Consider the following 25,136-nt stretch of genomic DNA (forward strand, 5'->3'; position numbering starts at 1 on the left):
TGACGATTTTTGCGTCAACGCGGGACAGTCCCTTTGTATTCACGCCGCGCCTCGCATACATGGCGGTGGTGCTCGTCGGCCCAGGCGACGAGGCCCTTCATCGGCACGAGGAAGGAGTGACCCAGCGGCGTGAGGTCGTACTCGACCCGCGGCGGCACTTCCGGATAGACGGTGCGGCGCACGAAGCCGTCCTCCTCCAGGCGCTTCAGCGTCTGCGACAGCATCTGCTTGGAGATGTCGCCCAGCGCGCGCATCAATTCGTTGAAACGCTTCGTGCCGCCCTCGAGCGCATCGAGCACGAGGATGCTCCACTGGTCGCCGATGCGGTCCAGCACGTCGCGGATGGGGCAGGGTTGGTCGAAGGGGCGGTCGGTGGCGAGCAGGGTGGTCTTGGACATGGCGTGTTCACGGGTAATGGTCAGTTTCCGCTGACCTGATCATGCCGTTCTGACTTCTTGTGCGGCATATGCAGGCTGGCATAAGATGATTCTACGGTCTCGATTTTAGACCTATCCTCAACCACAGACCAAAGGAATTCCATGGCACGCATCGCTCTCATCGGCGCCACCGGCAACGTCGGCACGCGCATCCTGAACGAACTCGTTTCGCGCAACCACCAGGTCACGGCCATCGCCCGCGATCCTTCGAAAGTCCCGGCGCGCGCCGGCGTCACGGCGGCGCGCGGCGACGCCGCCGATCCGGCCGGCCTGGCCGACGTGCTGAAGGGCCACGACGCCGTGGTCAGTTCCTTGCGCTTCCTCGGCACCGATCCGCAAGCGCTGATCGGTGCCGTGCGCGCGTCCGGCGTAAAACGTTATCTCGTCGTGGGCGGCGCCGGCAGCCTGTTCGTCGCACCGGGCAAGCGCCTCGTCGACCAGCCCGATTTCCCGGCCGCGTACAAGGACGAGGCGACGAAGGGCGCCGATTTCCTGGATGCGCTGCGCGGCGTGACCGACCTCGATTGGACCTTCATCTCGCCGTCCGCGCTGTTCGTGGCTGGCGAGCGTACCGGTAAATTCCGCCTCGCCAAGGACGAGCTGCTGGTGAGCGAGAAGGGCAGCACGATCTCGTACGAAGACTACGCCGTCGCGCTGGCCGACGAGATCGAAAAACCGGCGCACGTGCGCGAGCGGTTCACGGTCGGCTACTGATTTATTTCCACACGTCGAGCCGCCGGCCTTCGGCACACGCCGCGATGAGCCGGTCGAGCCGTGCGGCCCGCGTCTCCGGCTTCTTCGCGCTCGTCACGACGTGGATCATGCGCTTGCGGGCACCGGGCGGGCACGCTTCGAAAAACGCCCACGCGGCCTTGTGGCGCCGGAAGCGGGCAAGGTCCTCGGGCGCCAGTTCGGCGGGCGTCTCGCGCTCGTGCGAATACACGCGCGAGCGGTCTTCCGAACGTTGCGCGAACGCCGCTTCGCCGGCCGGCGTCATGAGGCCCAGTGCGCGCAGTTTCGTCACCTTGTCGATGTTCACCGCGCTCCAGATCGAGCCGGTTTTACGCGGCGTGAAGCGGATCGTGTAGGTGGCGTCGTCGACGCGCTTGCGCACGCCGTCGATCCAGCCGTAGCACAGCGCCTGGTCCACCGACTCGGACCAGGTCATGCACGGCGTGCCCGTGCCGACCTTGTGGAAGCCCACGAGCAGTTCTTTCGCGTCGTGGGCGTGGGCCGCGAGCCAGGCGCGGAAGTCTTCTGCTTTCTCGAAGAAGACGGGGGAAGACATGAGATGAACGTCAGCCGATGAAGGAGTCGAACTGCAGGTCGAATTCCTGCAGCGCCTTCTGCGCGTTCTGCATCTTCTTGCGGAACTCCGGACCGCGCTGCAGCGCGAGGCCGACCGCGAGCACGTCGATCACGACGAGGTACGCCAGGCGCGCCGAGATCGGCGTGTACGGATCGGTCGCGAACACGAGGTCGATCGGGATCAGCAGGCTCGCCATGTCCGCGAGCGGCGTGCCGGACGGCGCCAGCACGATCACTTCGGCGCCGCCGCGGCGCGCCAGTTTCGCGGAGCGCGTCAGCGACGGGTTGTTGCCGCGCTGGGAGATCGCGACGAGCGCGTCGCCCTCGCGCAGCAGCGCGGCCGCGATGGCGTGGATCGCCGGGTCGGTGTACGCGACGGTCGGCACGCCCGAGCGGAAGAATTTATGCTGCGCGTCGGCCGCGACGAAGCCGGATGTGCCCTGGCCGTAGAACTCGATCTTGTTGGCGCGCGACAGGATGTCGAGCGCCTTCTGGATCAGTTCCGGTTTCAGGTTGTTGCGCAGGTCGAGCAGGGTGTTGATCGAGCGGCTGCAGATCTTGTTGACGAGGTCCGCGGCCAGGTCGTCCTGCGCCGGCTGCTCGCTGGCGCCGGGCAGCGCCAGCGCGAGGCCTTGCGCGAGCTTCAGCTTGAACTCGTGCCAGCCGTCGTAGCCGAGCGTGCGGCAGAAGCGCACGACCGTCGGCTCGGACACCTGCGCGCTGCGCGCCAGCGCCGTGATGTTCTGGCTCACGGTGGCGCTGGGCGCGGCCAGCACGGCGAGCGCCACCTTGCGCTCGGACTTGGACAGCGAGTCGAGCTGGGTACGGATCGAATCGAGCAGCACGGTAATTCCTCAGTCTTCCGGCAGCGCCTCTTCGCGCCACTGCAGGCCGTCGCGGCCGATCAGCGCGGAAGACGAGGCCGGGCCCCACGTGCCGGACGTGTACGGGACCGGCGTCGTGTCGTCCTGCTCCCAGTATTCGAGGATCGGCTCGACCCATTCCCACGCGGCTTCCAGTTCGTCGCCGCGCATGAACAGGGTCAGCTGGCCGCGCAGGACGTCCAGCAGCAGGCGCTCGTACGCTTCCATGCGCGGGGACTTGAACTGTTCGCGGAAATCGAGTTCGAGTTCGGCCTGCTTCAGGCGCATGGAGTCGCCCGGCGTCTTGGCCATCAGGTTCATCGACAGGCCTTCGTCCGGCTGCAGGCGGATCACGAGGCTGTTCGGCTGGAAGCTCGACGTCGGCTGGTTGAAGATCGAATGGGGGATCGGCTTGAAGCGCACGACGATCTCCGCGAGGCGGTCGGCCATGCGCTTGCCGGTGCGCAGGTAGAACGGCACGCCGGCCCAGCGCCACGTGTCGATCTCGGCCTTCATTGCGACGAAGGTTTCCGTTTTGGATTGCTTGGGCGCGCCCGGTTCGTCGCGGTAGCCCGGCACGGCCTGGCCGTCGACATAACCCGAGCGGTACTGGCCGCGCACGATGTTCTGCGACAGCGTCGTCGGCGTGAAGCGCTTCAGCGAGCGCAGCACCTGCAGCTTGGCGTCGCGCACGGCGTCCGGCGCGATCGACGTCGGCGGTTCCATCGCGACGATACACAGCAGCTGCAGCAGGTGGTTCTGCAGCATGTCGCGCAGCGCGCCCGAGTTGTCGTAATAGCCCAGGCGGTTGCCCACGCCGATCTTTTCCGCGATGGTGATCTGCACGTCGGAAATCCACTCGCGGCGCCACAGCGGCTCGAACAGGATGTTGCCGAAGCGCAGGGCCAGCAGGTTCTGCACGGTTTCCTTGCCGAGGTAGTGGTCGATCCGGTAGATCTGCGATTCGGCGAACACCTTGCCGACGTCGGCGTTGATCTGCTTGGCCGATGCCAGGTCGCGGCCCAGCGGCTTTTCCAGCACGACGCGCGAATTCGCCGTGGCCAGGCCGACGGCGGCCAGGTTTTCGCAGATCGTCGCGAACAGCTGCGGCGGCGTCGCGAGGTAGTACACGCGCGTGAGCGAAGAATCCTTGCGCAGCGCTTCCGCCAGCGCCGCATAGGTCGCCACGTTGCCCGCGTCGACGGCGACGTAGGTGATGCGGTCCAGGAACGTCTGCCATGCGCCGGCATCGACGTTTTCCTTCACGTGCGTTTTCGCGTTGGTTTCCACCATCTCGATGAACGCTTCCTGCGACATCTCGTCACGGCCGACGCAGATGATGCGCGCCGTCGCGGGCAGGTCGTTGCACACGTCACGGGCATACATCGCCGGCAGCAGCTTGCGCATCGCGAGGTCGCCGCTGCCGCCGAAGAAAACGAGATCGAAATCGGAAAGTGCCATGGTGTCTGTCGAGGAGTGAAATGCTGTAAATTTACTACACGAATATGGATAGCGCAAGAAATTTTACTACGCAAATGCGTGCAGTGGCAGGTAATGGTGCCACATCCGTGGCGGTGTGGGTGCGACGGAGAAAAGGTGGGCACGGGGTGCCCACCCTACGGCAGCAAGTATCGTAGGGTGGGCTCCCCGAGCCCACGATGCGCAGCCGTCAAATCAGCCGCGGTATTCGGCCTGCTCGACGCCAGGCACGTCGACGGTAAACGCCAGCACCTTGCCGCTGTGCGGATACTTCGCCAGCTCGTCGTTCGAGCGGCCCTTGCTGGCGCTGGTGACGAACAGCGTGCGCAGATCGGGGCCGCCGAACGCGACGGACGTCGGGCAGCGCACCGGCAGCTCGATTTCCTGCAGCAGCTCACCGGTCGGCGACAGCTTGACGATGCGGCCGCCTTCGAACATCGCGGACCAGTAATTGCCTTCGCTATCCACCGCCGCGCCGTCCGGACGGCCGCCGTAGTCGGCCGCCTTCTTGTCGTCGGAGAAGGTGACGAGGTTGCGGCGGTTCGATGGCGTGCCCGTCTTGACGTCGTAGTCGTACGCGTCGACGCGGTGGCTCGTCGTGTCCGAGTGGTACATCGTCTTGCCGTCCGGGCTGAACGACAGGCCGTTCGAGTTCGTCATGCCGCCGGCCCAGGCGAGGCGCAACTCGCCCTTGTCCAGCACGTACATCTCGGCCTTCTGCTGGTCGCGCGGCTCGTACATCGTGCCGACCCAGAAGCGGCCCGCCGGGTCCGTGCGGCCGTCGTTGAAGCGGACGATGGACGTGTCGTACGGCGCGGCCACGATGTCGTCGATGTCGCCCGTCGTCGTGTTCAGGTAGACGAAGCCGGCGCGCGTGGCCAGCACGAGGTTGTTGTCCTGGTCGACGGCGATGGCGGACGGCTCGGTGTCCGTGTTCCAGCGCGAGTACTTGCCGCTCGACGGATGCAGGCGGTGCACCGACTTGCCGTCGATGTCGACCCAGTACAGCGCGGACTCGACCGCATGCCAGACGGCCGATTCGCCGACCAGCATCCGTTCGTCGTGCACGATGTGGAATTTTTCGGTCTTCATGGCACCTCCTCAGAACGGCCGCTTTGGCGCGGGCGATCAGGCCGTTGGTCGAACCGTCGTGCTGCGCCGGTCGCGCTTCGCCGTTCAGCTCCGCCTCGATCTTCTTGGCCAGCACCTTGCCCAGTTCCACGCCCCACTGGTCGTAGCTGTTCACGTCCCAGATCGCGCCCTGCACGAACACCTTGTGCTCGTACAGCGCGATCAGCGCGCCCAGCGTGGCCGGCGTCAGGTACTCCATCAGGATCGTGTTGCTCGGACGGTTGCCGGGGAAGGTCTTGTGCGGCACGAGGCGCTCGATCTCGGCGGCGTCTTGTCCGGCGAGATCCTGGCGCACCTCGTCCGCCGTCTTGCCCTTCATGAAGGCCTCCGACTGCGCGAAGCAGTTCGCGAGCAGCGCGGCGTGGTGGTTCTGGAATTCGTGCGCGGGACGCAGCGCGGCGATGAAGTCCATCGGCGTGACGTCCGTGCCCTGGTGCAGCAGCTGGAAATAGGCGTGCTGGCCGTTCGTGCCGACGTCGCCCCAGATCACCGGGCCGGTTGCGTAGTCGGTGATGGTGTCGCCGGCGCGCGTGACGCGCTTGCCGTTGCTTTCCATGTCGAGCTGCTGCAGGTAGGCGGGGAAGCGGTTCAGGTCCTGGTGGTACGGCGCGATCGACACCGACGGGCAGCCGAGGAATTCGCGGTTCCAGAAGCCGACCAGGGCCAGGATCATCGGCAAATTCTGCTCGATGGGCGCGGTGCGGAAGTGCTCGTCCAGCGCGTGCGCGCCCGCGAGGAAGTCGGCGAAATAACCGTAGCCGACGCACAGCGCGACCGGCAGGCCGATCGCCGACCAGACGGAGTAGCGGCCGCCGACCCAGTCCCAGAACGGGAACATGTTGTCCGGGTCGATGCCGAACTTCTTGATGGCTTCCACGTTCGTCGACACCGCGACGAAGTGCCTGGCGAGGGCTTCTTCCGATGCGTTCTTGAGGAACCAGCTGCGCGCCGTGTTCGCGTTCATCATGGTCTCGGCCGTCGTGAACGTCTTCGACGCGATGATGAACAGCGTCGTTTCCGGATTCACGCGCGACAGCGCGGCGTCCATGTCGTGGCCGTCGACGTTGGAGACGAAGTGCATGGTCAGGCGCGGATGGGCGAACTGGCGCAGCGCCAGGCAGACCATCTTCGGGCCGAGGTCGGAACCGCCGATGCCGATGTTGACGATGTCCGTGATTTCCTTGCCGGTGTGGCCCAGCCACGAACCGTTGCGCACGGCGTCGCTGAACGTCTTGACGCGGGCGAGGACGGCGTGCACGTCGGCCGTGATGTCCTGGCCGTCCACCGTGATCTGCTTGTCCTTCGGCGCGCGCAGGGCGGTATGCAGCACGGCGCGTTGTTCGGTCAGGTTGATCTTGTCGCCGGCGAACATCGCGTCGCGCAGCTGCTCGACGCCGCGCTCGCGCGCCAGGTTTGCCAGCAGTGCAAGCGTGCGCCCGTCCAAACGGTTTTTTGAATAGTCTAGGAACAGCCCGGCGGCGTCAAGCGAGAGGCGCTCGAAGCGCTGCGGGTCTTGCGCGAACAGGTCGCGCATCTGCCATTGCCGGGCGTCCTGGGCGTGGGTCTGGAGGGCCTGGTAACTGGTGGTGCTGGTCAGGGGTGGTTGGCGCATGGTGATGGACGGTATGATGTCATTTTGTGCAGGTTAGCGAATCATACAGGAAGCGGGCGTAAATTCACTACAAAAAATCGCCACACAGTGCGAGTCTCCCGTGTTCACCTTTCTTCGCTCATTGATTAGTGAGCGGGAATCTCCATTTCGTAGTAAAATTTCAGAAATCTAATTCACAAGGAACAGATCATGGCGCTGCACCCCGTAGTAGAACAGGTCACCAACCGGATCATCAAGCGTAGCCGGCCCTCGCGCCAGGCGTATCTCGCGCATCTCGACGCCGCGCGCGTCAAGGGCGTGCAGCGCAGCGTGCTGGCGTGCACGAACCTGGCACACGGGTTTGCCGCCTTCCCGGCCAACGACAAGCTCAAGCTGCGCGAAGCCAAGCAGCCGTCGGTGGCGATCGTTTCCTCGTACAACGACATGCTGTCGGCGCACCAGCCGTACGAAGCCTATCCGAAGGTCATCAAGGACGCCGTGCGTGAAGTCGGCGCCGTGGCGCAGTTCGCCGGCGGCGTGCCCGCCATGTGCGACGGCGTCACGCAGGGCCAGCCGGGCATGGAACTGTCGCTGTTCTCGCGCGACACCATCGCCATGTCGACCGCCATCGCGTTGTCGCACAATATGTTCGACGCCAGCCTGTACCTGGGCATCTGCGACAAGATCGTCCCGGGCCTGCTGATCGGCGCGCTGCACTTCGGCCACATCCCGGGCATCTTCGTGCCGGGCGGCCCGATGGCGACCGGTATCTCGAACAAGGAAAAGGCCGCCGTGCGCCAGCGCTACGCGAAGGGCGAGGCCACGCGCGAAGAACTGCTGGAAGGCGAGGCCAAGGCCTACCACAGCGCCGGTACGTGTACCTTCTACGGTACCGCTAACAGCAACCAGATGCTGATGGAGATGATGGGCCTGCACCTGCCGGGCGCCGCCTTCGTCCATCCGGACACCCCGCTGCGCGAGGCGCTGACCCGCGCCGCGGCCCAGCATGCGGTCAAGATCTCGCAGCAGGGCGGCGAGTACATGCCGATCGGCCACATCGTCGACGAGAAGTGCATCGTCAACGCCATCGCCGCGCTGCACGCGACGGGCGGCTCCACGAACCACACGCTGCACCTCGTCGCCATCGCGCGTGCGGCCGGCATCATCATCGACTGGAACGACTTCGACGAGCTGTCGAAAGTGGTGCCGCTGCTGACGCGCGTGTACCCGAACGGCGACGCCGACGTGAACTACTTCCAGGCCGCCGGCGGCCCGACCTTCGTCATCCGCGAACTGCTGGATGCAGGCCTCGTGCACGACGACGTCAACACCATCCTCGGCCGCGGCCTGCGCAACCACTGCAAGGAACCGTTCCTGGACGGCGACAAGGTCGTGTGGCGCGACCTGCCGGAACAGAGCGGCGACGAGTCCGTGCTGCGCAAGCATACGAACCCGTTCAGCGACAATGGCGGCCTGATCCTCGTGCAGGGCAACCTGGGCCGCGCCGTGATGAAGATCTCGGCGGTCAAGAAGGATCACCACATCGTCGAGGCGCCCGCGCTGACGTTCGATTCGCAGGAAGATTTCATGCACGCCTACAAGGCCGGCAAGCTGAACCGCGACTTCGTCGCCGTGCTGCGCTTCCAGGGCCCGCGCGCCAACGGCATGCCGGAACTGCACGCGCTGACGCCGGCACTGGCCAACCTGCAGGACTCCGGCTTCCACGTCGCGCTGGTGACGGACGGCCGCATGTCGGGCGCATCCGGTAAAGTCCCGGCCGCGATCCACGTGTCGCCGGAAATCCTGGCCGGCGGCCCGCTGGGCCTCGTGCGCGACGGCGACATCATCCGCGTCGACGCGACCCAAGGCACGCTGGAAGCCCTGGTGCCGGCCGACGTGTGGGCATCGCGCAAGATGGCGACCGCGGACCTGAGCTCCAGCCACATCGGCATGGGCCGCGAACTGTTCGACGTGTTCCGCAAATCGGTCAGCGCGGCCGAAGAGGGCGCCGCCCACTTCCCGCTGCCGTCGCCGATCGAGACGACCGTGCCCCTGCACGAAGGCACCGACAGCGGCGAGATCATGCCCGGTTCGGACGAAGATTTCCTGTTCCGCAAATCCAAATAAACAAAGTGAGCGCAACGATGAGTAACGAAATGACCCTGCTGGACATCATGAAATCCGCCGTCGTGATCCCCGTGATCGCGATCGACGACCCGGACCATGCGGTCCCCCTCGCCAAGGCGCTGGTCGCCGGCGGCATCCGCGTGCTCGAAGTCACGCTGCGCACCAGGCACGGCCTGGAGGCGATCCGCGCGATGGCCCAGGTGGAAGGCGCGATCGTCGGCGTCGGCACGCTGACGCAGCCGGAAGAATTCGCCGCGTCGCGCGATGCGGGCGCCGTGTTCGGCGTGTCGCCGGGCCTGACGCCGTCGCTGATCGAGGCAGCGAAGAAGAGCGGCCTGCCGCTGCTGCCGGGCTGCATGACCCCGTCCGAAGTGATGGTGGCGCGCGAAGCCGGCTTCAAGCAGCTGAAACTGTTCCCGGCCGTGCCGGCGGGCGGCGTCGGCATGCTGAAGGGTATCGGCGGCCCGCTGCCGGACGTGACCTTCTGCCCGACGGGCGGCATCTCGATCGAGACGGCGCCGCAATTCCTCGCGCTGAAGAACGTCGCGTGCGTGGGCGGCTCCTGGCTGACCCCGGCGGACGCGATGAAGGCCGGCGACTGGGGCCTGATCACCGAGCTGGCGAAAGCCGCATCCGCACTGAAAGCGGCCTGATCCGGAACATGCGGCGGCGCCTCGTCCGGGGCCTGACCCCGGCCGAAATACGCATGGCGTCGCTGCTGTTCGGCGGCGCCATCGATGCGTCGCGCGTGCGCGTGCACGGGCGCCGCTACCTGCCGCTGGTGCAGCCGAAAAACTGCGCCATGACGCCCAACGGCAGCATGTATTTCCACCCCTCCTGTTTCCTGCCCGATTATGGCGCGGGCGATCCGCACACGATCCACTGGTTCATGCACGAGATGGTGCACGTGTGGCAGCACCAGCTGGGCTACCCGGTCCGGTTGCGCGGCGCCTTCCGCATCGGCCTGTCGTACCGCTACGAACTGCGTCCGGGCGCGCGCCTGTCCGACTACAACATGGAAGCCCAGGGCGACTTGCTCGCGGATTATTTTGCGCTGAAATACATGCGCAACCCGCGCATCATGCGCCAGCGCCGGTATGCCCACCAGCTCGACTTGTACGAACAGGTGCTGGCCCGCTTCCTCGCCGACCCGCGCGACCCGGACAACCTGCCGCGCGGCAGCGCACGCCGCTTCGCGCGGATGGTAGCGTCTGTCTCCGCCTGAGCTTGCGTAGCCTCAAAATCTGACGGTGCTGCCGTCGTAGGCTTTCGCCTTGCGCTCCGTCGAGGTCATCATGTCCGTCCCTTATCGCATCCCCGTGCTGCTGTGTGCCTGGTGCCTGGCCGCGCCGGCGTGCGCCCGCGTCGGCGCGGCCGAGGTGCGCGAAGGCCCGCGTGGCGGCCCGTGCTTCACCATCACCCCGCGCGAGGAACGCCTGGGCACGCCGGAATTCCGGTCGATCGTCGTGTGGGAGGGGACACGCCCGGTGTGGAAGATGACGATGCCGAAGGAGCGCACGTTCCCCCTCACGTTCGGCATGTGCGTGCCGTACGGCGGCAAGGTGGCGTCGCTGCCGCGCACGACGCCCGCGCCGCTGGCGCCGGGGCGGATCTACAGCCTGCGCATCGAGGCGGAGCCGGGCAAGGGCAGCGCCGCGTCCAGCTACGAGGCCAGGTTCTGCCTTGCGCGCCAGCATGACGGCAGTGCGGTCGTGCACCAGATCTGGAATGGCGACAGGAAAGGGCCGCGCATGTACGGGTGTTTGCCGCCGGGCGATTGACGCCGTCATCGTCGGCCGGCGTCTTGCTGCGTCGGCTGGTACGGGCGCCGCTATTGCAGCAGCGCCATCACCATCGAGGCCAGGCTGTTGGTCTGCTTCAGCATGGCCGTGCTGGACTGCATGAGCATCTGGTTCGCCGTCATGGCCGACGACTCCGTCGCGACATCGACGTCCATGATGCGGCCGGTGGCGGCCTGCGTATTGGTCGAGACGTTCGCCAGGTTGTTGTAGACGTGGTCCAGGCGGTTCGCGACCGCGCCCAGTCCGGACCGCAGCGCCGACACGGCGTCGAGGGCGTCGCCCAGCTTGCCGATCGTCGCGGCCGGATCGGCGAAGAGCGTCATCGTGCCATGGACCGTGATCGTGCCGCCGAAACCGTCGGGGACATTCGTCGTCGTGGGGATCACGATGTCGGCGAGGGTGTGGCCCGGCGTTGTGTTGGTGGTCGAGCTGTCGCCCGCGAAACGGGTGACGATGGTAACCACCGTATTCCCGCTGCCGTCGAGCGAGGTGATGTCGCTGGTCGTCGCGGCCTGCAGCAGGAGGTCGACGTTGTGCAGTTGCGGCGAGAAATCGGCATGCATCGTTTCCGCACTGTCCGCGCCGATCTGGAACGAGAGGCCCGCCGTATCCCCGAGTTTTCCGCCCGTCGTTGCGGAGGTGTTCAGCAGCGTGGTGCCGCCGAAGCCAGTGTTGCTGAAGATGTTCGACAGTTCGTCCGTCAGTGAATCGTATTCCGCCTGCAGGGCGTCCCTGTCGGCGCTCGACGACGAGGTATCGCCGGCCTGGGTCGCCAGGTCCTTCATGCGGATGAGGATGTCGTTGACTTCGTTCAGCGCCCCGTCGGCGGTTTGCAGCAGCGAGATCGAATTCTGCGTGTTGCGCATGGCCACGGTCATGCCGCTGCTTTGCGCTTTCAGGCGCGTGGCGATTTGCAGGCCGGCGGCGTCGTCCTGCGCCGAATTGACGCGGTAGCCGGTCGACAGGCGCGTCATCGACGTCGACAGCCAGGCCTGGGTGCGGCCCATGACCTTCAGTGCCGACAGCGATGCGAAATTGGTGTGAAGACTCAGCATTTATGAAACAGTCAATGATCTCCTGTTAATAGGGCGACCGGATTCCGCTTCGTATTAAATATTGAATCAATATTCTTTCGATTTTGCAGTTTTCGACGTTTCTGCTTCAGGGGCGGCGGGCGCACGGTGCTCAGTGGATCCGTTCAGGTAATTGTCCTTGATGCGCACATAATGCTCGGCCGAATAGCGCAGGTACGCGATCTCGGCCTCGGACAGCGCCCGCACCTTGACGACGGGCCGGCCCATGTACAGGAAGCCGCTTTCCAGCGTCCTGTTCGGCGGGACGAGACTGCCGGCGCCGACCATGACGCGGTCCTCGACGACCACGTCGTCCATCACGATGGTGCCCATGCCGATGAGGCATTCGTTCCCGATGCGGCAGCCGTGCAGGATGACGGCGTGGCCGATGGTGACGTAGTCGCCGATGACGAGCGGCGAGCCGTCCGGCCTGGCGGGCGGCTTGTGGGACACGTGGCCCATCGTCAGGTCCTGGACGTTGGTGCAGCGGCCGATCACGATGTCGTTGACGTCGCCGCGCAGCACGGCGTTGCACCAGATCGAGCTGTCCGCGCCGAGGCGGACGCTGCCGATGACCTGGGCCGAGGCGTGCACGTAGACGCGCTCGGCAAGCTGCGGAGAGGTGTCGAGGTAGTTCGAGAGCGGCATGGTGAAGTCTTTTAACGGTGGGTGATCAGGCCGGCGGTTCCCACAGCTCGACCTTGTTGCCTTCGGGATCGATGACCCAGCCGAACTTGCCGTATTCGCCGTCGTCCGTCCTGTCGAGCACATTGCAGCCTTCGGCGCGCAGGGCCTGCAGCAGGGCGGCGAGGTTGTCGACGCGATAGTTGATCATGAACGGGGCCCGGCCCGGCGCGAACTGGTCGCTGTCCGCAGGGAACACGGACCAGGCGGTGGCGCCCTTGGGGTCGGTCCAGTCGAACGCGGCGCCGCCCCACGGCTGGACGTCGATGCCCAGGTGGCGCTGGTACCAGGCGCCCAGCGCGGCCGGGTCTTGCGCCTGGAAGAAGATGCCGCCGATGCCGGTCACGCGTTTCATGTCGGTCTCCGCCGTCGTCAAAGAATGATTACTGCGCCCCCAGCGCCCCCAGTCGTTCGCGCGCATGCGCCTGCCCCGGCTCCAGCGCCAGCGCCTGCCGGTAATTCGTGATGGCAGCGTCGCGCTCGCCGGCCGCCTCGTATGCCTGGCCGAGGCCGTCGTAGAGGAAGTCGAAGCGTTCCGGATACAGTTTGACGCCCAGCCGGAACACGTGCATGGCATCCGCGGCGCGCCGCTCGCGCAGCAGCTTCATGCCCCAGTCGTGGGCTTGCAGCGGGTCGAGGGCGAGGTCGGGATTCTGTGCGTGCAGGCGGTCGTAGATGGTGGCGATGTGCTCGAAGCCCTGCTGGCCCAGTTGCTCGAGGAACGTGTCCAGCGTCGGCGGCGCGCCCGTGGCGCGGCGTACCGCGAACGAGACGAAGCCGGCCGGCGGACGGTTCGCGGCGACGGCGTCGTCCAGTTGGCGGCGGGCCGGGGCATCGTTGCGCAGGCGGGCGTCGAGGAAGCGTTCCACCATGCGCGTCATCGCGCCGTAGGCCTGGGCCGATTGCGCGCGCGTGCGCTGGCCGAAGGCGGCGTCCGGCGCCATGCGCAGCGACCACGACGAGAAATCCATGTGGCTCGCGGCGTCCAGCGTGGCGAGATACACGTCGGCGTACCGCATGCGCCCCAGCAGTTCGGAGCCGATCGCGCCTTCGTCCTGCAGGCGCGTCATGTACAGCAGCGGGATGCCCAGGCGTTCCGGCGTGACGTAGCCCGCGGCGCGCGGGCCGCCGTTTACGTAGTCGTACGCGGCGCGCAGCGAGCCGTCCAGCGTGACGAGCGCGCGGATGCGGTCGTCGCGGGCCGCGGCCAGCACGCTTGCCAGGCTGCCCCAGCTGTGGCCGACGACGGCGATGCGGTTCGTATCCGCCTGCGCCAGCGTCTGGACGTAGCCGACGAGGAAGCCGATGTCGTCCGCCTGCGCTTCGGCGCCCTCCAGGCTCGCGGTCATCCTGTGCGAGCGCGGACCCAGCGACGGCGTCGCGATCACGATGTAGCCGTGGCTCGCGAGGTATTCGCACAGGTCGGTGTTCTCGATGGCGTAGGCACTGTGGCTCGGCGCGTAGATCACGACGGGGAATTTACCGGGGCGCTCGGGCGCGTCCCGAAGGGCGCGCACGGGGCTGGCCAGGTCGCGCTGGACCTGCGGGGTGCGCGTGTCGACGAGCGCGTCGGTGGCGCGGCGCACCTGGTCCGGCATGCGGCTGAATTCCTCTTCCGTTGCCACCGTCGTCACGTAGTCGCGGTAGGTCAGCGCGCCGCCCGTGCCGATGGCCGGATACCAGATCAGCGTCTGCAGCGGCCGCGACCGGTCGCCGCTCGTCGCCTGCGCCGTGACGGGACTGCGCGGATGCTGGTAGACGCGCGCCCGGTCGTACTGCTGGCGGACGTGGAAGCCGACGCGGTACGGGCCGGGCGGGGTGGACGGCGTGAAGTCGGCGGCCGTCGCGGTGTGCGCGAGGACGAAGGCGAGCAGCAGGGTGGTCAGTGTCCGGAGCATGGGTCGTCGGCGGTGTTTCTTTGGTTGCAAGATTATATGCTGAATTGGCATGATATTTGGCGCGACATGCGAATCCGTTAAAATGTCGGATTCTTCTTCACCTCCTTCCAACATCATGACTCAGGACGAACTCAAGCAGGCAGTGGCGCGCGCCGCCATCGAATACGTGGTCGACGGCGAAATCATCGGCGTCGGCACCGGCTCCACTGCCAACTTCTTCATCGACGAACTCGGCAAGATCAAGTCGCGCATCAAGGGCGCGGTGGCGTCGTCGGAAGCGACGGCGACGCGCCTGCGCGGCCACGGCATCGAGGTGTTCGACCTGAACGACGTCGAGTCGATCTCCGTCTACGTCGACGGCGCCGACGAGATCAACGCCACCGGCGCCATGATCAAGGGCGGCGGTGCGGCATTGACGCGCGAAAAGATCGTTGCCTCCGTATCGGGCAAGTTCGTGTGCATCGCCGACGGCTCCAAGCTGGTCGAGACGCTCGGACAATTCCCGCTGCCGGTCGAGGTGGTGCCGATGGCCGCGAACGCCGTCAGCCGCAAGCTGGCCGCGCTGGGAGGCCAGCCGCGCCTGCGCACCAAGCCGGGCAGTACGGATGCGTTCGTCACCGACAACGGCGGCTACATCCTGGACGTGGCCGGCCTGTCGATCACGGATGCGGTGGCGCTGGAATCGGAGATCAACCAGATCGTCGGCGTGATCGCCGTCGGCCTGTTCGCCCGCCGCGGCGCCGACGTCTGCCTGCTGGGCACGGGCGAAGGCGTCAAGAAGCTGACGTTCTGAGCATGAACCGCCTGGCGCTCATTTGCGCGGCCGTCGCGGTGCTGGGCGGCTGCTCCACGTTCCACAGGCAGATGCCGGCCGCACCAGCCGCACCTGTGGCTGCGGCCGATACCGCGCCGGCCATCGAGACGATTCCGTTCCGCATGGGCGTGTCGTCGGCGACCGTCGAGAAGATGGCGAAGCAGCAAGGATGCACGGGCGGGCAGGGTGCCGGGCTCATCACGGAGCCGGGGCCGGTCGAGGTCTATCGCATGCGCTGCGACGGCGGGAAGGTTTTCATGGCGCGCTGCGAGCTGCGCCAGTGCAGGCCGATGTAACGTAGGGTGGGCGGCCCTCCGCCCACGCGTGACGTATGCGAATTGTTGACGTTACGCGTGGGCACGGGGTGCCCACGCGACGGAATCAGGCGGACGGCGGTACGTAGCCGGCAGCCTCGTCGGCACCTTCGCCGAAGAAATGGCGTTCCATTTGCGTGGCCAGGTATTTGCGGGCGCGCGCGTCGGCCATGTTCAGGCGGTTTTCGTTGATGAGCATCGTCTGGTGCTTCAGCCAGCCATCCCAGGCTTCCTTCGACACGCTTTCATAAATGCGCTTGCCCAGTTCGCCCGGGTACGGCGGGAAGGCCAGGCCTTCGGCTTCCTTGTTCAGTTTGATGCAGTGGACGGTGCGGGCCATGTTCTTGCTCCTGGTTCGGTATCGGAAAACGTGATTATAAGGCCAGGTTGGAAAAGCTACAGACGTTGACTTCGTCATTCCCGCGAAAGCGGGAATCCACGCCGAGGCCCAAGATTCGGTAATTCGGAGGCGATGCGAAGTGTCCAAGAGCTCGACTTTGGATCTTCAGCATGGGTCCCCGCTTTCGCGGGGACGACGGTTTTACAGCTGCTTGATCAGGATTTGCGACCTGCGTTGCCAGTTGTACATGTGCGCCCGGTCCTTGGGCAGGTCGTCGACGGTCGCCGGCACGAACCCGCGTTTCTTGAACCAGTGCGACGTGCGCGTGGTCAGCACGAACAGCTTGGACATGCCGGCCGCGCGGGCGCGGTTTTCCATGTGTTTTAGAATGCGCTCGCCGTCGCCCTGGGTCTGCGCGTCCTGGCTCACCGTCAGGCAGGCCATTTCCGCCATCTTCGATTCCGGGAACGGGTAGAGCGCGGCGCAGCCGAAGATGACGCCGTCGTGCTCGATCACGGAGAATTGTTCGATTTCGCGTTCGATCAGCTCGCGCGGACGCTTGACCAGCGTGCCGTCCGCTTCGAGCGGCTCGATGAGCTTGATAATTCCGCCGACGTCCTCAATTGTGGCCTGGCGCAGGCTCTCCAGGTTGTCGTGCGTGATCATCGTGCCCACGCCGTCGTGGGTGAACAGTTCCAGCAGCGCGGAGCCGTCCGTCGAGAACGGGACGATGTGGGCGCGGTCGACGCCGCTGTTGCACGCCTTGATCGCGTGCTGCAGGTAGAACGACGCGTCGTTCGGCAGGAAGCCCGCCTGCAGCACGGCTTCGGCCTGGTGCGACGACAGTTCGCGGATGTCGCCGCCGCCGGCGTCCTTCATCAGCGGCGTCTCCGTGATGAAGATGAGCTTTTCGGCATGCAGGGCGATGGCGGCGGATACCGCCACGTCCTCCATCGTCAGGTTGAACACCTCGCCGGTCGGCGAGAAGCCCAGCGGCGACAGCAGGACGATGTTGTCCTCGGTCTCCAGGATGGGCTGGATCTTGGCGGCGGCGACCTTGCGCGTCACGCCCGTCAGCTCGTGGTCGACGCCGTCGATCACGCCGAGCGGGCGCGCGGTGACGAAGTTGCCGGAAACGATGCTGATGTGCGCATTCGACATCGGCGTGTTGGGCAAGCCCTGGCTGAACGCGCCCTCGATGTCCAGGCGCAGTTCGCCGGCGGCTTCCTTGGCGCATTCCATCGCCGCGCTGTCGGTGACGCGCACGCCGTTGTGGAAGCGGCCCGCGACGTTACGCAGCGCGAGCTGTTCGGCGACCTGCGGCCGCGACCCGTGCACCAGCACGACGCGGATGCCGAGTCCGACCAGCAGTGACAGGTCCTGCGCCAGCACGGGCAGGGCGCCGGCCGACACCAGTTCACCGGGGAAAGCGACGACGAAGGTCTTGCCGCCGAATGCGTGAATATACGGCGCGACGGAGCGCAGCCACTGGACGAATTGGGTAGGGTTTTCCATTTGCCGCATTATAATTCGCTGCGCGACTTGCGCACCAAATCCTCGTAAAAATCAATGTCTGAACAGAGTAACAAGCCTGCGCCCAAGCCGGCGCGCGCCGCATCCCCCGACCGTTCCTCGCAACCGCCGCGCGGCGACGCCCGTCGCGGTCCGCGCCCGCCTGCGCGCGAGGGCGCGCTCGCGAACGCGCTCGCGCAGGCGCAGGTGCGTCCGTCGCCAGGCTCCACCTTGCGGGCGGACGCTCCTGCGCAGGACCGTCCGGCCAAGCCGCGCGAAGGCACCCAACGTTCACGCGAGGAGCGCCCCGCGCGCAAGGACGCGGTGCGCAATCCGCTCCCCCCGATCACCTTCCCGGAAGACCTCCCTGTCTCGGGCCGCCGCGCCGAAATCGCGAAGGCGCTGATGGAGAACCAGGTGGTGATCGTGTCCGGCGAAACCGGCTCGGGCAAGACGACGCAGCTGCCGAAGATCTGCCTGGAGCTGGGTCGCGGCGAAAAGGGCATGATCGGCCACACGCAGCCGCGCCGCATCGCCGCGTCGTCGACCGCGAAGCGCATCGCGTTCGAACTCGGTTCGCCGCTGGGCGAGCACGTGGGCTACAAGGTCCGCTTCAACGACACGCTGTCGTCCGGCGCCTGGGTCAAGCTGATGACGGACGGTATCCTGCTGGCCGAAACCCAGACCGACCCGCTGCTCAAGGCCTACGACACGATCATCATCGACGAGGCGCACGAACGCAGCCTGAACATCGACTTCCTGCTCGGCTACCTGAAGGAGATCCTGCCGCGCCGGCCGGACCTGAAGGTGATCATCACGTCCGCGACGATCGACGCCGACCGCTTCGCGCGCCACTTCGGCACGCCGGAAAAGCCGGCACCCGTCATCGAAGTGTCGGGCCGTTTGTACAAGGTCGAGGTGCGTTACCGCCCCGTCGAACGCGACCAGGAATTCGCACCCGCCGCCGACGGAAAATCGATGTCGAAAGCGCAGGCCGCGCGCGACAAGCGCGACCTGATGGATGCCGTCGTCGACGGCGTCGACGAATTGTGCCGCCTGGGCCAGGGCGACGTGCTCGTGTTCCTGCCGGGCGAGCGCGAGATCCGCGACTGCGCCGAGGCGCTCCGAAAACACCATCCGCCGCACGTGGAAATCCTGCCGCTGTTCGCGCGACTCTCCGTCGAAGAACAGGACCGCGTGTTCCGCACGACGAACGCGCGCCGCATCGTCCTCGCGACGAACGTGGCCGAGACGTCGCTGACGGTGCCCGGCATCCGCTACGTCGTCGACGCCGGCCTGGCGCGCGTAAAACGCTACAGCTACCGCAACAAGGTCGAGCAGCTGCAGGTCGAGGCGATCTCGCAGGCCGCCGCCAACCAGCGCGCGGGCCGTTGCGGCCGCGTCGCGGACGGCGTCTGCATCCGTTTATATGAGGAAGACGATTTCCTGCAACGGCCGAAATTCACGGACCCGGAGATCCTGCGCTCGTCGCTGGCGGCCGTCATCCTGCGCATGAAGTCCCTGCACCTGACGGACGTGGAGACCTTCCCGTTCGTCGAACCACCGCAGGGCCGCGCCATCGCCGACGGCTACCAGCTGCTGCAGGAACTGGGCGCCGTCGACGACGCCAACGAGCTCACGGCGATGGGCCGCAAGCTGGCCAAGCTGCCGCTCGACCCCCGCGTGGGCCGCATGATCCTGGCAGCCGTCGACAACGTGTGCCTGACCGAGATGCTGATCATCGCATCCGCGCTGTCCGTGCAGGACCCGCGCGACCGGCCGATGGAATACCAGCAGCAGGCCGACGAGAAGCACAAGAAGTTCGCCGACGAAAAGAGCGAATTCTTGAGCTTCCTGAAGATCTGGCGCTGGTTCGAGCAGGCCATCGAGCACAAGAAGACCAACCGCCAGCTGCAGGACAACTGCCGCGAGAACTTCCTGTCGCAGGTGCGCCTGCGCGAGTGGCGCGACGTGCACTCGCAACTGCTCACGATCGTGAAGGAGCAGGGCTGGCGCCTGAACGACGCCCCGGCCACGTACGAGCAGCTGCACATGGCGCTGCTGACCGGTTTGCTCGGCAATATCGGCTACAAGATGGAAGACGAGGGTGGACAAACCGGCGGCGCCTATCTTGGCGCGCGCGGCATCAAGTTCCACATCTGGCCCGGTTCCACCCTCGGCAAGAAGGCCGGCAAATGGATCATGGCGGCGGAACTGGTCGAGACGACGCGCCTGTACGCGCGCTGCATCGCCCAGATCCAGCCGGAGTGGGTCGAGAAGATCGGCGGCCACCTGCTGAAAAAATCGTGGGGCGAGCCGCGCTGGGAAAAGCGCACGGCGCAGGTCACGGCGAGCGAGCGCGCGACGCTGTACGGCATCGTCGTCTACAGCCAGCGCCGCATCAACTACGCCCAGCACAATCCAGCCGAGGCCCGCGAGATCTTCATCCGCGACGCGCTGGTCGGCGGCGATTACGAGACGCGTTCGCCGTTCTTCGCGCACAACCACAAGCTGATCAAGGAAATCGAGAACCTCGAACACAAGTCGCGCCGCCTGGACGTGCTCGTGGACGACCAGTTGATCCATGCGTTCTACGATAGCGAGATCCCGTCGGACGTGGTGAACGGTGCGGGTTTCGAGAAGTGGTACAAGGACGCGTCGCGCGACAACCCCAAGCTCCTGTACCTGAACCGCGAAGAACTGATGCGCCACGAAGCGGCGGGCGTCACGACGGAGCTGTTCCCGAAGACGATGAACGTCACCGGCATCGAGATGGGCCTGTCGTACCACTTCGAACCGGGCAGCCCGCGCGACGGCGTGACCCTGGCCGTGCCGCTGTTCGCGCTGAACCAGATCCCGCGCGAGCGCGCGGACTGGCTCGTGCCGGGCATGCTGAAGGAAAAAGTGCAGCTGCTATTGAAGTCCCTGCCGCAGAAGCTGCGCCGCCACTGCGTGCCGCTGCCGGAGTACGCCGCGCGCTTCTTCGAGCGCAACGAGGACCCCGTGCGCTTCGGCCGCGGGGACCTGATCGACGCGCTGATCGCGGACATCCACGCGCAGACGGGCGTGCGCGTGATGACGACGGACTTCAAGCTGGAGACCTTGCCGGCCCACCTCTTCATGAACTTCAAGGTGGTCGATGAACACGGCCGCCAGCTGGACATGGGCCGCAACCTGGCCACGTTGCAGGCCGAGTTGGGCGGCCAGGCGCGCCAGAGTTTCCAGCGCATGGCGGAGACGACGCCGGCTGCCGGGCCGTCAAGCGCCAAGCCGCTGGCCGCGCCAGCCGCGCCGGCAGCGGCGAAAGGCAAGCCCGCACCGGCCGCACCCGCCGCGCCGACCGCCCACACGAACATCACCGGCTGGACGTTCGGCGAGCTGCCGGAACTGCTGGAGATCACGCAGGGGAAGATCACGCTGATCGGCTTCCCCGCGCTCGTGGACAAGGGCACGTACTGCGACCTGGAAGTCTTCGACGACCCGAACGTGGCGGCGCGCACGCACCGCATCGGCCTGCGCCGCCTGTTCGCGCTGCAGTTCAAGGACCAGCTGAAATTCGCGGAAAAGAACGTGCCGGGCCTGCAGCAGATGGGCATGCAGTTCATGTCGGTAGGTACGCCGGAAGAGCTGCGCGAGCAGATCGTCAACAAGGCCATCGAGATCGCCTGTTTGCAGGACCCGCTGCCGCATGACGCCGCCTCGTTCAACAAGCGCAAGGACGAGGGCAAGGGCCGCATCGGCCTGCTGATCAACGAGACGGCGCGCCTCGCCGGCCAGATCCTCGCGGAGTTCCACGGCCTGCCGAAGCGCCTGCAAGGCCTGCCGCCGGCCGTCGCGAGCGACATGCAGGCGCAGTTGCAGGGCCTCGTGCACAAGCGCTTCATCGCGGAGACGGAGTACAGCCAGCTGGCGCACTTCCCGCGCTACCTGAAGGCGATGAACGTGCGCCTGGAAAAACTGCGCGGCAATCCGGCGCGCGACGCGCAGCTGATGGCGGAGTGGCAGACGGCGGCGACGCAGTTCCAGCGCACGGTGAAGAACCAGCCGCTGAAGAACCTCGACCCGCGCATGATCGAGTTCCGCTGGATGCTGGAAGAACTGCGCGTGTCGCTGTTCGCGCAGGAGCTGCGTACGCCGATGCCGGTGTCTTCCAAGCGCCTGCAGAAAGTGTGGGAGTCGATGCTGCGCTAGTCAACACCGGGGTCAGAGCCCGATTTTTGGAAATTGCCCAAAATCGGGCTCTGACCCCGAAGTTTGCTACAGTTGACATCTCATCACTGCCAACGACTTTGCCATGACCGACCTCGTGCTCGCCATCGTCCACCACCTGATCGTATTCGGCATCGCGTCCGCCCTGGCCGCCGAACTGGCGCTGATGCGGCCCGCCGCGATGTCGCCGCAGACCGTGCGCCTGCTGGGGCGCTTCGACGCGGCGTATGGCGTGATGGCGTTGGCGATCCTGATCGTCGGCTTCCTGCGCGTGGCGTATGGCGCGAAGGGCGCCGCGTTCTACATGCACAACCCGATGTTCTGGGCCAAGATCGCGGCCTTCGCCGCCGTGGGCCTCATCTCGATCAAGCCCACGTTGCGCATCCTCGCCTGGCAAAAACGGGCGAAGGCGGATGCGGCGTTCGTGCCGGCGCTGGACGAGGTCACCGCGCTGCGCCGGACGATGCTGCTGGAGATCCACGTGTTCGCCCTGATCCCGATCTTCGCGGCGATGATGGCCCGCGGCGTCGGGTACTGATTCTCAGGCGGCTGCCGCGCCGGCCGGCAGCATGCGCACGGACGCCATGTCGCCCACCAGCCGGCCGATGAACCAGCCGTTGAAGACGCCGAACAGGCCGCACACGATGCAGGCGAACAGGGTGTCCTGACGCAACTGCGGCGCGACGGCCAGCGTCACCGACGCCACGTACTTCGTGAAGAACACGGCCATCATCATGACGAGCGGCAGGCGGCTGCCGCGCACGCGCACATGGCCCGGCACCGTGCTTGCCGCGATGCGCTCCGAACCCGCCAGCCCCGCCGCCAGCGCCATGCCGGCGGCAGCCGCCGCCCACGCGGCCAGCGCCCATCCACCGAGACCGAATTTCGTGCCGATGTCCTGCAGCGACAGCAGCAGCATCACGGCCGGGATCATGACGAGCTTGCGGACTTCCACGTCGCGGTCGCGCATGGCGGCCATGCCGCGGTAGACGAGGAAGGCGAGGATCGCCCAGACGTACAGCGGGGTGTGGGTCAGGATCTGGATCAGCATGGTCGGCTCCATCAAGTGCGTTAAGTTGATGCCACTGTGCCAGCGCCCCCGCATGCCCGTGCGCTCATGCGACGACATGTTGCGATCGCGGCGCGAAATGCGGCTGGGCGGCGCGAAATGCAGCGTCTTTACACAGCTTTACGGTGGTTGACCGCGCTTAACGTTTCCCCATCCGACAATGCGCCTTCCGTAACCCAGGGGGACACATGGATCATTCACACCACAGCCTTGCCGAAGACCTCGAGCGCATGCTCGCCACCCAGGCCAGCCGGCGCCAGTCGCTGCGCTGGCTGTTCGCGTCCGCGGCCGCCGTGCCGCTCGCGAGTTGCGGTGGGGGCGGCGGATCGTCCGGCGATATCGTGGCGTCATCGACGACGTCGACGGGCAGCACCACCACCACCACCGGCACCTGTTCCGTCATTCCGGAGGAGACGGGCGGCCCGTACCCGGGCGACGGCACCAACGGCAACGGCAACGGCATCGCGAACGCGCTGGCGCTGTCCGGCATCGTGCGCAGCGACATCCGCACGAGCGTTTCTCCCGGCAGCAAGACGGCGGCCGGCATCCCGACGACCCTGAAACTGCAGATCGTGAACGTGGGCGCGAGCTGCGCCAGCGCGGCCGGCGCCGCGGTCTACCTGTGGCACTGCGACCGCGACGGCAATTACTCGATGTACGCGAGCGGCCTGACGAGCGAGAACTACCTGCGCGGCGTGCAGGAGGCGGACAGCACGGGCAGCGTGACGTTCACGACGATCTTCCCGGGCTGCTACTCGGGCCGCATGCCGCACATCCACTTCGAGGTCTACCCGAGTCTCGCGAAGGCGACGAGCGCCGCCAACCGCGTCAAGACCTCGCAGTTCACGTTCCCGATGGCGACCCTGAACGAAGCCTATGCGACGACGGCATACAGCACCAGCTCGCGCAACCTGGCCTCGATGAGCTATGCGACGGACAACGTGTTCAACGACGGCACGTCGCTGCAGATGGCGTCCGTGAGCGGGGATCCGGTGAACGGATATGTGGTTACGCTGACGATAGGTGTGTCGTTGTGAATGGTAAATAGAACATAAAAATGTCTTAGGTAATCCTTACGATGTGATATTCTCGCTCTTGTGATGCGCTTACAGCGTTTTAAGAGAGGGTGAGATGGCATTATCGGTGAAGGCAATTTCTGGCGAAATTTCGGACCACATGCGGCGCGAGGCGCTCGATGTCCTGACCATGCGCTGGCCGAGGTTCTACACGTTCTGCGAGCGCGACCGGATCAAGGAGAGTTTCATCGACGCGCTGGCGGCGCAACTGAAGACGGAGAGCATCCTGCTGGTGCAGGGGCACGCCGTCGTCGCCTTCGTGAAGGACTTCGACTTTTCTCCCATGCGCTGATCGGCATCGGCGATGACGTTTTCGCACATCGAACAATGCACCCTGCGGCCACGATCCTCCATAGCCTTGGATGCGACGCCACGCTGCCGCCCGGGACGCTCGACGTGAGCGTGTGCGCGTTCGGCAGCGACGTCACGGTTGTCCCGATTTCAACCCACCATCAGGAGAACACCTGACCATGAGCACCGGCTACCGATTGGCACGATCCGCTTTTCACCGCTTTGTCGCCGAAGACGAGAAGGTTTCCATCAAAATGCTGCGTGAGCTCGACGCTGCGGACCACGCCCACGCGTCGCTGGTCGAAGCGTTCATCCGGCTCAAGCATGACCGGAAGTTCAAGGATCCGGGCGCGATCCTGGCCGCGTTCAGGAAAGCCGGCGAACTGGGTGTCCCCTACGGACACTTTTACGCCGGGCTGTGTTATGCGAACGGATACGGCACACGGAAAAACCGCAGGACGGCCGAGCGGCGCTATCGCGACGGGGCCGACCACGGATGCATCAGCGCCCTGTTCGCGCTGGGGAAAATGTACCGCCGGGGAGAAGGCGTTGTGCCGGACATCCCGATGGCGCTGCAATTCTTCGAACGCGCGGGCACGGCGCGGGTCCCTTATCCCGGTCCCGACGCCAGGGGGCAGTGCGACACGATCCTGGATCACGTGCATACCCACGAGAGGGACGTCAAGCTGCTCGCCATGGAGCAACTGGGTGAGTTGTACTGGGACGAATCGTTTGGCGTTCCGCAGGATATCGCGAAGGCGCGGCACTGGTTTCGTCAGGCCGCGGACGCGGGGTCGGCGGACGCGAGACGTCATCTCCGGAACTTGCCGCCCGCGCCGCCGCCGCGCAAAACGGTCGTCCCCCGCCCGCAACCCCTGCCGATCCGTGACGAAGGCGTCAAGCTGAACGACATGGACAGTGCCGAGGCCTACCTGCTGGGGCAGATGTATGCCGGCGCTCCGCAGCCGGATTACAAGCGGGCTGCGCGCCATTTTCACATTGCCGAGCAACTGGGGCACCGGGAAGCGAAGCGCGAGCTGGAGGCGATCAAGGCGGCCGTCGGCGAGCGGGCGTACGGCCTGTTTTTCGCCGGCTGGAACGCGACTTTCCGGCCTTGA

At 66.1% G+C, this 25,136-nt stretch carries 24 protein-coding genes and 1 pseudogene; 12 read left to right on the forward strand and 13 right to left on the reverse strand.

The window, feature by feature from the left end:
- Nucleotides 1–14: 14 nt before the first annotated feature.
- On the reverse strand, nt 15–398 hold the full coding sequence (locus tag ACL58G_RS11405) for a winged helix-turn-helix transcriptional regulator (protein WP_413383426.1): 384 nt from the start codon (nt 396–398) through the stop codon (nt 15–17).
- Between the two features lie 141 nt (nt 399–539).
- Here ACL58G_RS11405 and ACL58G_RS11410 point away from each other — a divergent pair, with 141 nt between their 5' ends.
- Complete coding sequence (locus tag ACL58G_RS11410) at nt 540–1,151, forward strand: NAD(P)-dependent oxidoreductase (RefSeq protein ID WP_413383428.1); 612 nt, start codon at nt 540–542, stop codon at nt 1,149–1,151.
- Nucleotide 1,152: 1 nt separating this feature from the next.
- Here the strand turns inward: ACL58G_RS11410 and ACL58G_RS11415 are convergent, their stop codons facing one another.
- The 5 genes and pseudogenes from ACL58G_RS11415 to pgi form a co-directional block, all read right to left on the reverse strand.
- On the reverse strand, nt 1,153–1,725 hold the full coding sequence (locus ACL58G_RS11415) for a YdeI/OmpD-associated family protein (protein ID WP_413383430.1): 573 nt from the start codon (nt 1,723–1,725) through the stop codon (nt 1,153–1,155).
- A 10-nt stretch (nt 1,726–1,735) separates the two neighbouring features.
- A complete protein-coding gene (locus tag ACL58G_RS11420) occupies nt 1,736–2,590 on the reverse strand; it encodes an SIS domain-containing protein (RefSeq protein ID WP_056136401.1) in 855 nt (284 codons plus the stop codon).
- 9 nt (nt 2,591–2,599) lie between these two features.
- On the reverse strand, nt 2,600–4,069 hold the full coding sequence (gene zwf, locus ACL58G_RS11425) for a glucose-6-phosphate dehydrogenase (RefSeq protein ID WP_413383432.1): 1,470 nt from the start codon (nt 4,067–4,069) through the stop codon (nt 2,600–2,602).
- A gap of 213 nt (nt 4,070–4,282) precedes the next feature.
- Nucleotides 4,283–5,179 carry an SMP-30/gluconolactonase/LRE family protein gene (locus tag ACL58G_RS11430; protein ID WP_440966940.1) on the reverse strand — a complete coding sequence of 299 codons (897 nt, stop codon included), beginning with the start codon at nt 5,177–5,179 and terminating at the stop codon, nt 4,283–4,285.
- Nucleotides 5,180–5,195: 16 nt separating this feature from the next.
- Nucleotides 5,196–6,830: pseudogene (gene pgi, locus ACL58G_RS11435) on the reverse strand (glucose-6-phosphate isomerase); the annotation flags it as partial.
- 189 nt (nt 6,831–7,019) lie between these two features.
- On the opposite strand from pgi, the gene edd reads away from it, so the two are divergent.
- From edd to ACL58G_RS11455, 4 genes are all read left to right on the forward strand, one after another.
- Nucleotides 7,020–8,936, forward strand: coding sequence for a phosphogluconate dehydratase (edd, locus tag ACL58G_RS11440; RefSeq protein WP_413383437.1), 1,917 nt, complete (start codon nt 7,020–7,022; stop codon nt 8,934–8,936).
- 29 nt (nt 8,937–8,965) lie between these two features.
- The gene (gene eda, locus ACL58G_RS11445; RefSeq protein ID WP_413339066.1) at nt 8,966–9,589 is read left to right on the forward strand and encodes a bifunctional 4-hydroxy-2-oxoglutarate aldolase/2-dehydro-3-deoxy-phosphogluconate aldolase; all 624 of its coding nucleotides are present in this window, start codon (nt 8,966–8,968) and stop codon (nt 9,587–9,589) included.
- A gap of 8 nt (nt 9,590–9,597) precedes the next feature.
- Nucleotides 9,598–10,161, forward strand: a complete 564-nt coding sequence (locus ACL58G_RS11450) for a Rhs element Vgr protein (RefSeq protein WP_440966942.1) — start codon at nt 9,598–9,600, stop codon at nt 10,159–10,161.
- Nucleotides 10,162–10,231: 70 nt separating this feature from the next.
- On the forward strand, nt 10,232–10,717 hold the full coding sequence (locus ACL58G_RS11455) for a hypothetical protein (RefSeq protein ID WP_440966944.1): 486 nt from the start codon (nt 10,232–10,234) through the stop codon (nt 10,715–10,717).
- A gap of 50 nt (nt 10,718–10,767) precedes the next feature.
- On the opposite strand, the gene ACL58G_RS11460 is transcribed toward ACL58G_RS11455, so the two are convergent.
- From ACL58G_RS11460 to ACL58G_RS11475, 4 genes are all read right to left on the reverse strand, one after another.
- Entirely contained in the window at nt 10,768–11,793 is a 1,026-nt protein-coding gene (locus ACL58G_RS11460) for a flagellin N-terminal helical domain-containing protein (RefSeq protein ID WP_440966946.1), read from the reverse strand.
- Between the two features lie 66 nt (nt 11,794–11,859).
- The gene (locus ACL58G_RS11465; protein WP_440966948.1) at nt 11,860–12,459 is read right to left on the reverse strand and encodes a gamma carbonic anhydrase family protein; all 600 of its coding nucleotides are present in this window, start codon (nt 12,457–12,459) and stop codon (nt 11,860–11,862) included.
- A gap of 25 nt (nt 12,460–12,484) precedes the next feature.
- Entirely contained in the window at nt 12,485–12,850 is a 366-nt protein-coding gene (locus tag ACL58G_RS11470; RefSeq protein WP_413383447.1) for a VOC family protein, read from the reverse strand.
- A gap of 28 nt (nt 12,851–12,878) precedes the next feature.
- Nucleotides 12,879–14,393 carry a tetratricopeptide repeat protein gene (locus ACL58G_RS11475; protein ID WP_440966950.1) on the reverse strand — a complete coding sequence of 505 codons (1,515 nt, stop codon included), beginning with the start codon at nt 14,391–14,393 and terminating at the stop codon, nt 12,879–12,881.
- Nucleotides 14,394–14,508: 115 nt separating this feature from the next.
- On the opposite strand from ACL58G_RS11475, the gene rpiA reads away from it, so the two are divergent.
- Together rpiA and ACL58G_RS11485 are read left to right on the forward strand one after the other, a co-directional pair.
- Nucleotides 14,509–15,186, forward strand: coding sequence for a ribose-5-phosphate isomerase RpiA (gene rpiA, locus ACL58G_RS11480; protein WP_440966952.1), 678 nt, complete (start codon nt 14,509–14,511; stop codon nt 15,184–15,186).
- Nucleotides 15,187–15,188: 2 nt separating this feature from the next.
- Nucleotides 15,189–15,503, forward strand: coding sequence for a hypothetical protein (locus ACL58G_RS11485; RefSeq protein ID WP_440966954.1), 315 nt, complete (start codon nt 15,189–15,191; stop codon nt 15,501–15,503).
- An 85-nt stretch (nt 15,504–15,588) separates the two neighbouring features.
- Here ACL58G_RS11485 and ACL58G_RS11490 read toward each other — a convergent pair whose 3' ends face one another.
- The gene (locus ACL58G_RS11490; protein WP_056136429.1) at nt 15,589–15,861 is read right to left on the reverse strand and encodes an oxidative damage protection protein; all 273 of its coding nucleotides are present in this window, start codon (nt 15,859–15,861) and stop codon (nt 15,589–15,591) included.
- A 201-nt stretch (nt 15,862–16,062) separates the two neighbouring features.
- Nucleotides 16,063–17,376 (reverse strand): amino-acid N-acetyltransferase, encoded by a 1,314-nt coding sequence (gene argA / locus ACL58G_RS11495; protein WP_413339064.1) that lies wholly within the window; start codon nt 17,374–17,376, stop codon nt 16,063–16,065.
- 54 nt (nt 17,377–17,430) lie between these two features.
- On the opposite strand from argA, the gene hrpA reads away from it, so the two are divergent.
- Together hrpA and ACL58G_RS11505 are read left to right on the forward strand one after the other, a co-directional pair.
- Nucleotides 17,431–21,564 (forward strand): ATP-dependent RNA helicase HrpA, encoded by a 4,134-nt coding sequence (hrpA, locus tag ACL58G_RS11500; protein WP_440966956.1) that lies wholly within the window; start codon nt 17,431–17,433, stop codon nt 21,562–21,564.
- Nucleotides 21,565–21,667: 103 nt separating this feature from the next.
- On the forward strand, nt 21,668–22,120 hold the full coding sequence (locus tag ACL58G_RS11505) for a DUF2214 family protein (protein WP_413341215.1): 453 nt from the start codon (nt 21,668–21,670) through the stop codon (nt 22,118–22,120).
- A gap of 3 nt (nt 22,121–22,123) precedes the next feature.
- On the opposite strand, the gene ACL58G_RS11510 is transcribed toward ACL58G_RS11505, so the two are convergent.
- Entirely contained in the window at nt 22,124–22,633 is a 510-nt protein-coding gene (locus tag ACL58G_RS11510) for a DUF6622 family protein (RefSeq protein ID WP_440966958.1), read from the reverse strand.
- Nucleotides 22,634–22,839: 206 nt separating this feature from the next.
- On the opposite strand from ACL58G_RS11510, the gene ACL58G_RS11515 reads away from it, so the two are divergent.
- The 3 genes from ACL58G_RS11515 to ACL58G_RS11525 all read left to right on the forward strand — a co-directional run bounded on the left by ACL58G_RS11515 (nt 22,840) and on the right by ACL58G_RS11525 (nt 25,136).
- Nucleotides 22,840–23,688 carry a dioxygenase family protein gene (locus ACL58G_RS11515; RefSeq protein ID WP_440966960.1) on the forward strand — a complete coding sequence of 283 codons (849 nt, stop codon included), beginning with the start codon at nt 22,840–22,842 and terminating at the stop codon, nt 23,686–23,688.
- Nucleotides 23,689–23,794: 106 nt separating this feature from the next.
- Complete coding sequence (locus ACL58G_RS11520) at nt 23,795–24,019, forward strand: hypothetical protein (protein ID WP_440966962.1); 225 nt, start codon at nt 23,795–23,797, stop codon at nt 24,017–24,019.
- Nucleotides 24,020–24,197: 178 nt separating this feature from the next.
- Nucleotides 24,198–25,136 carry a tetratricopeptide repeat protein gene (locus ACL58G_RS11525; RefSeq protein ID WP_440966964.1) on the forward strand — a complete coding sequence of 313 codons (939 nt, stop codon included), beginning with the start codon at nt 24,198–24,200 and terminating at the stop codon, nt 25,134–25,136.

It is taken from the genome of Massilia sp. GER05 (assembly GCF_052056005.1).
Classification (GTDB): Bacteria; Pseudomonadota; Gammaproteobacteria; order Burkholderiales; family Burkholderiaceae_D; genus Telluria; species Telluria orientalis.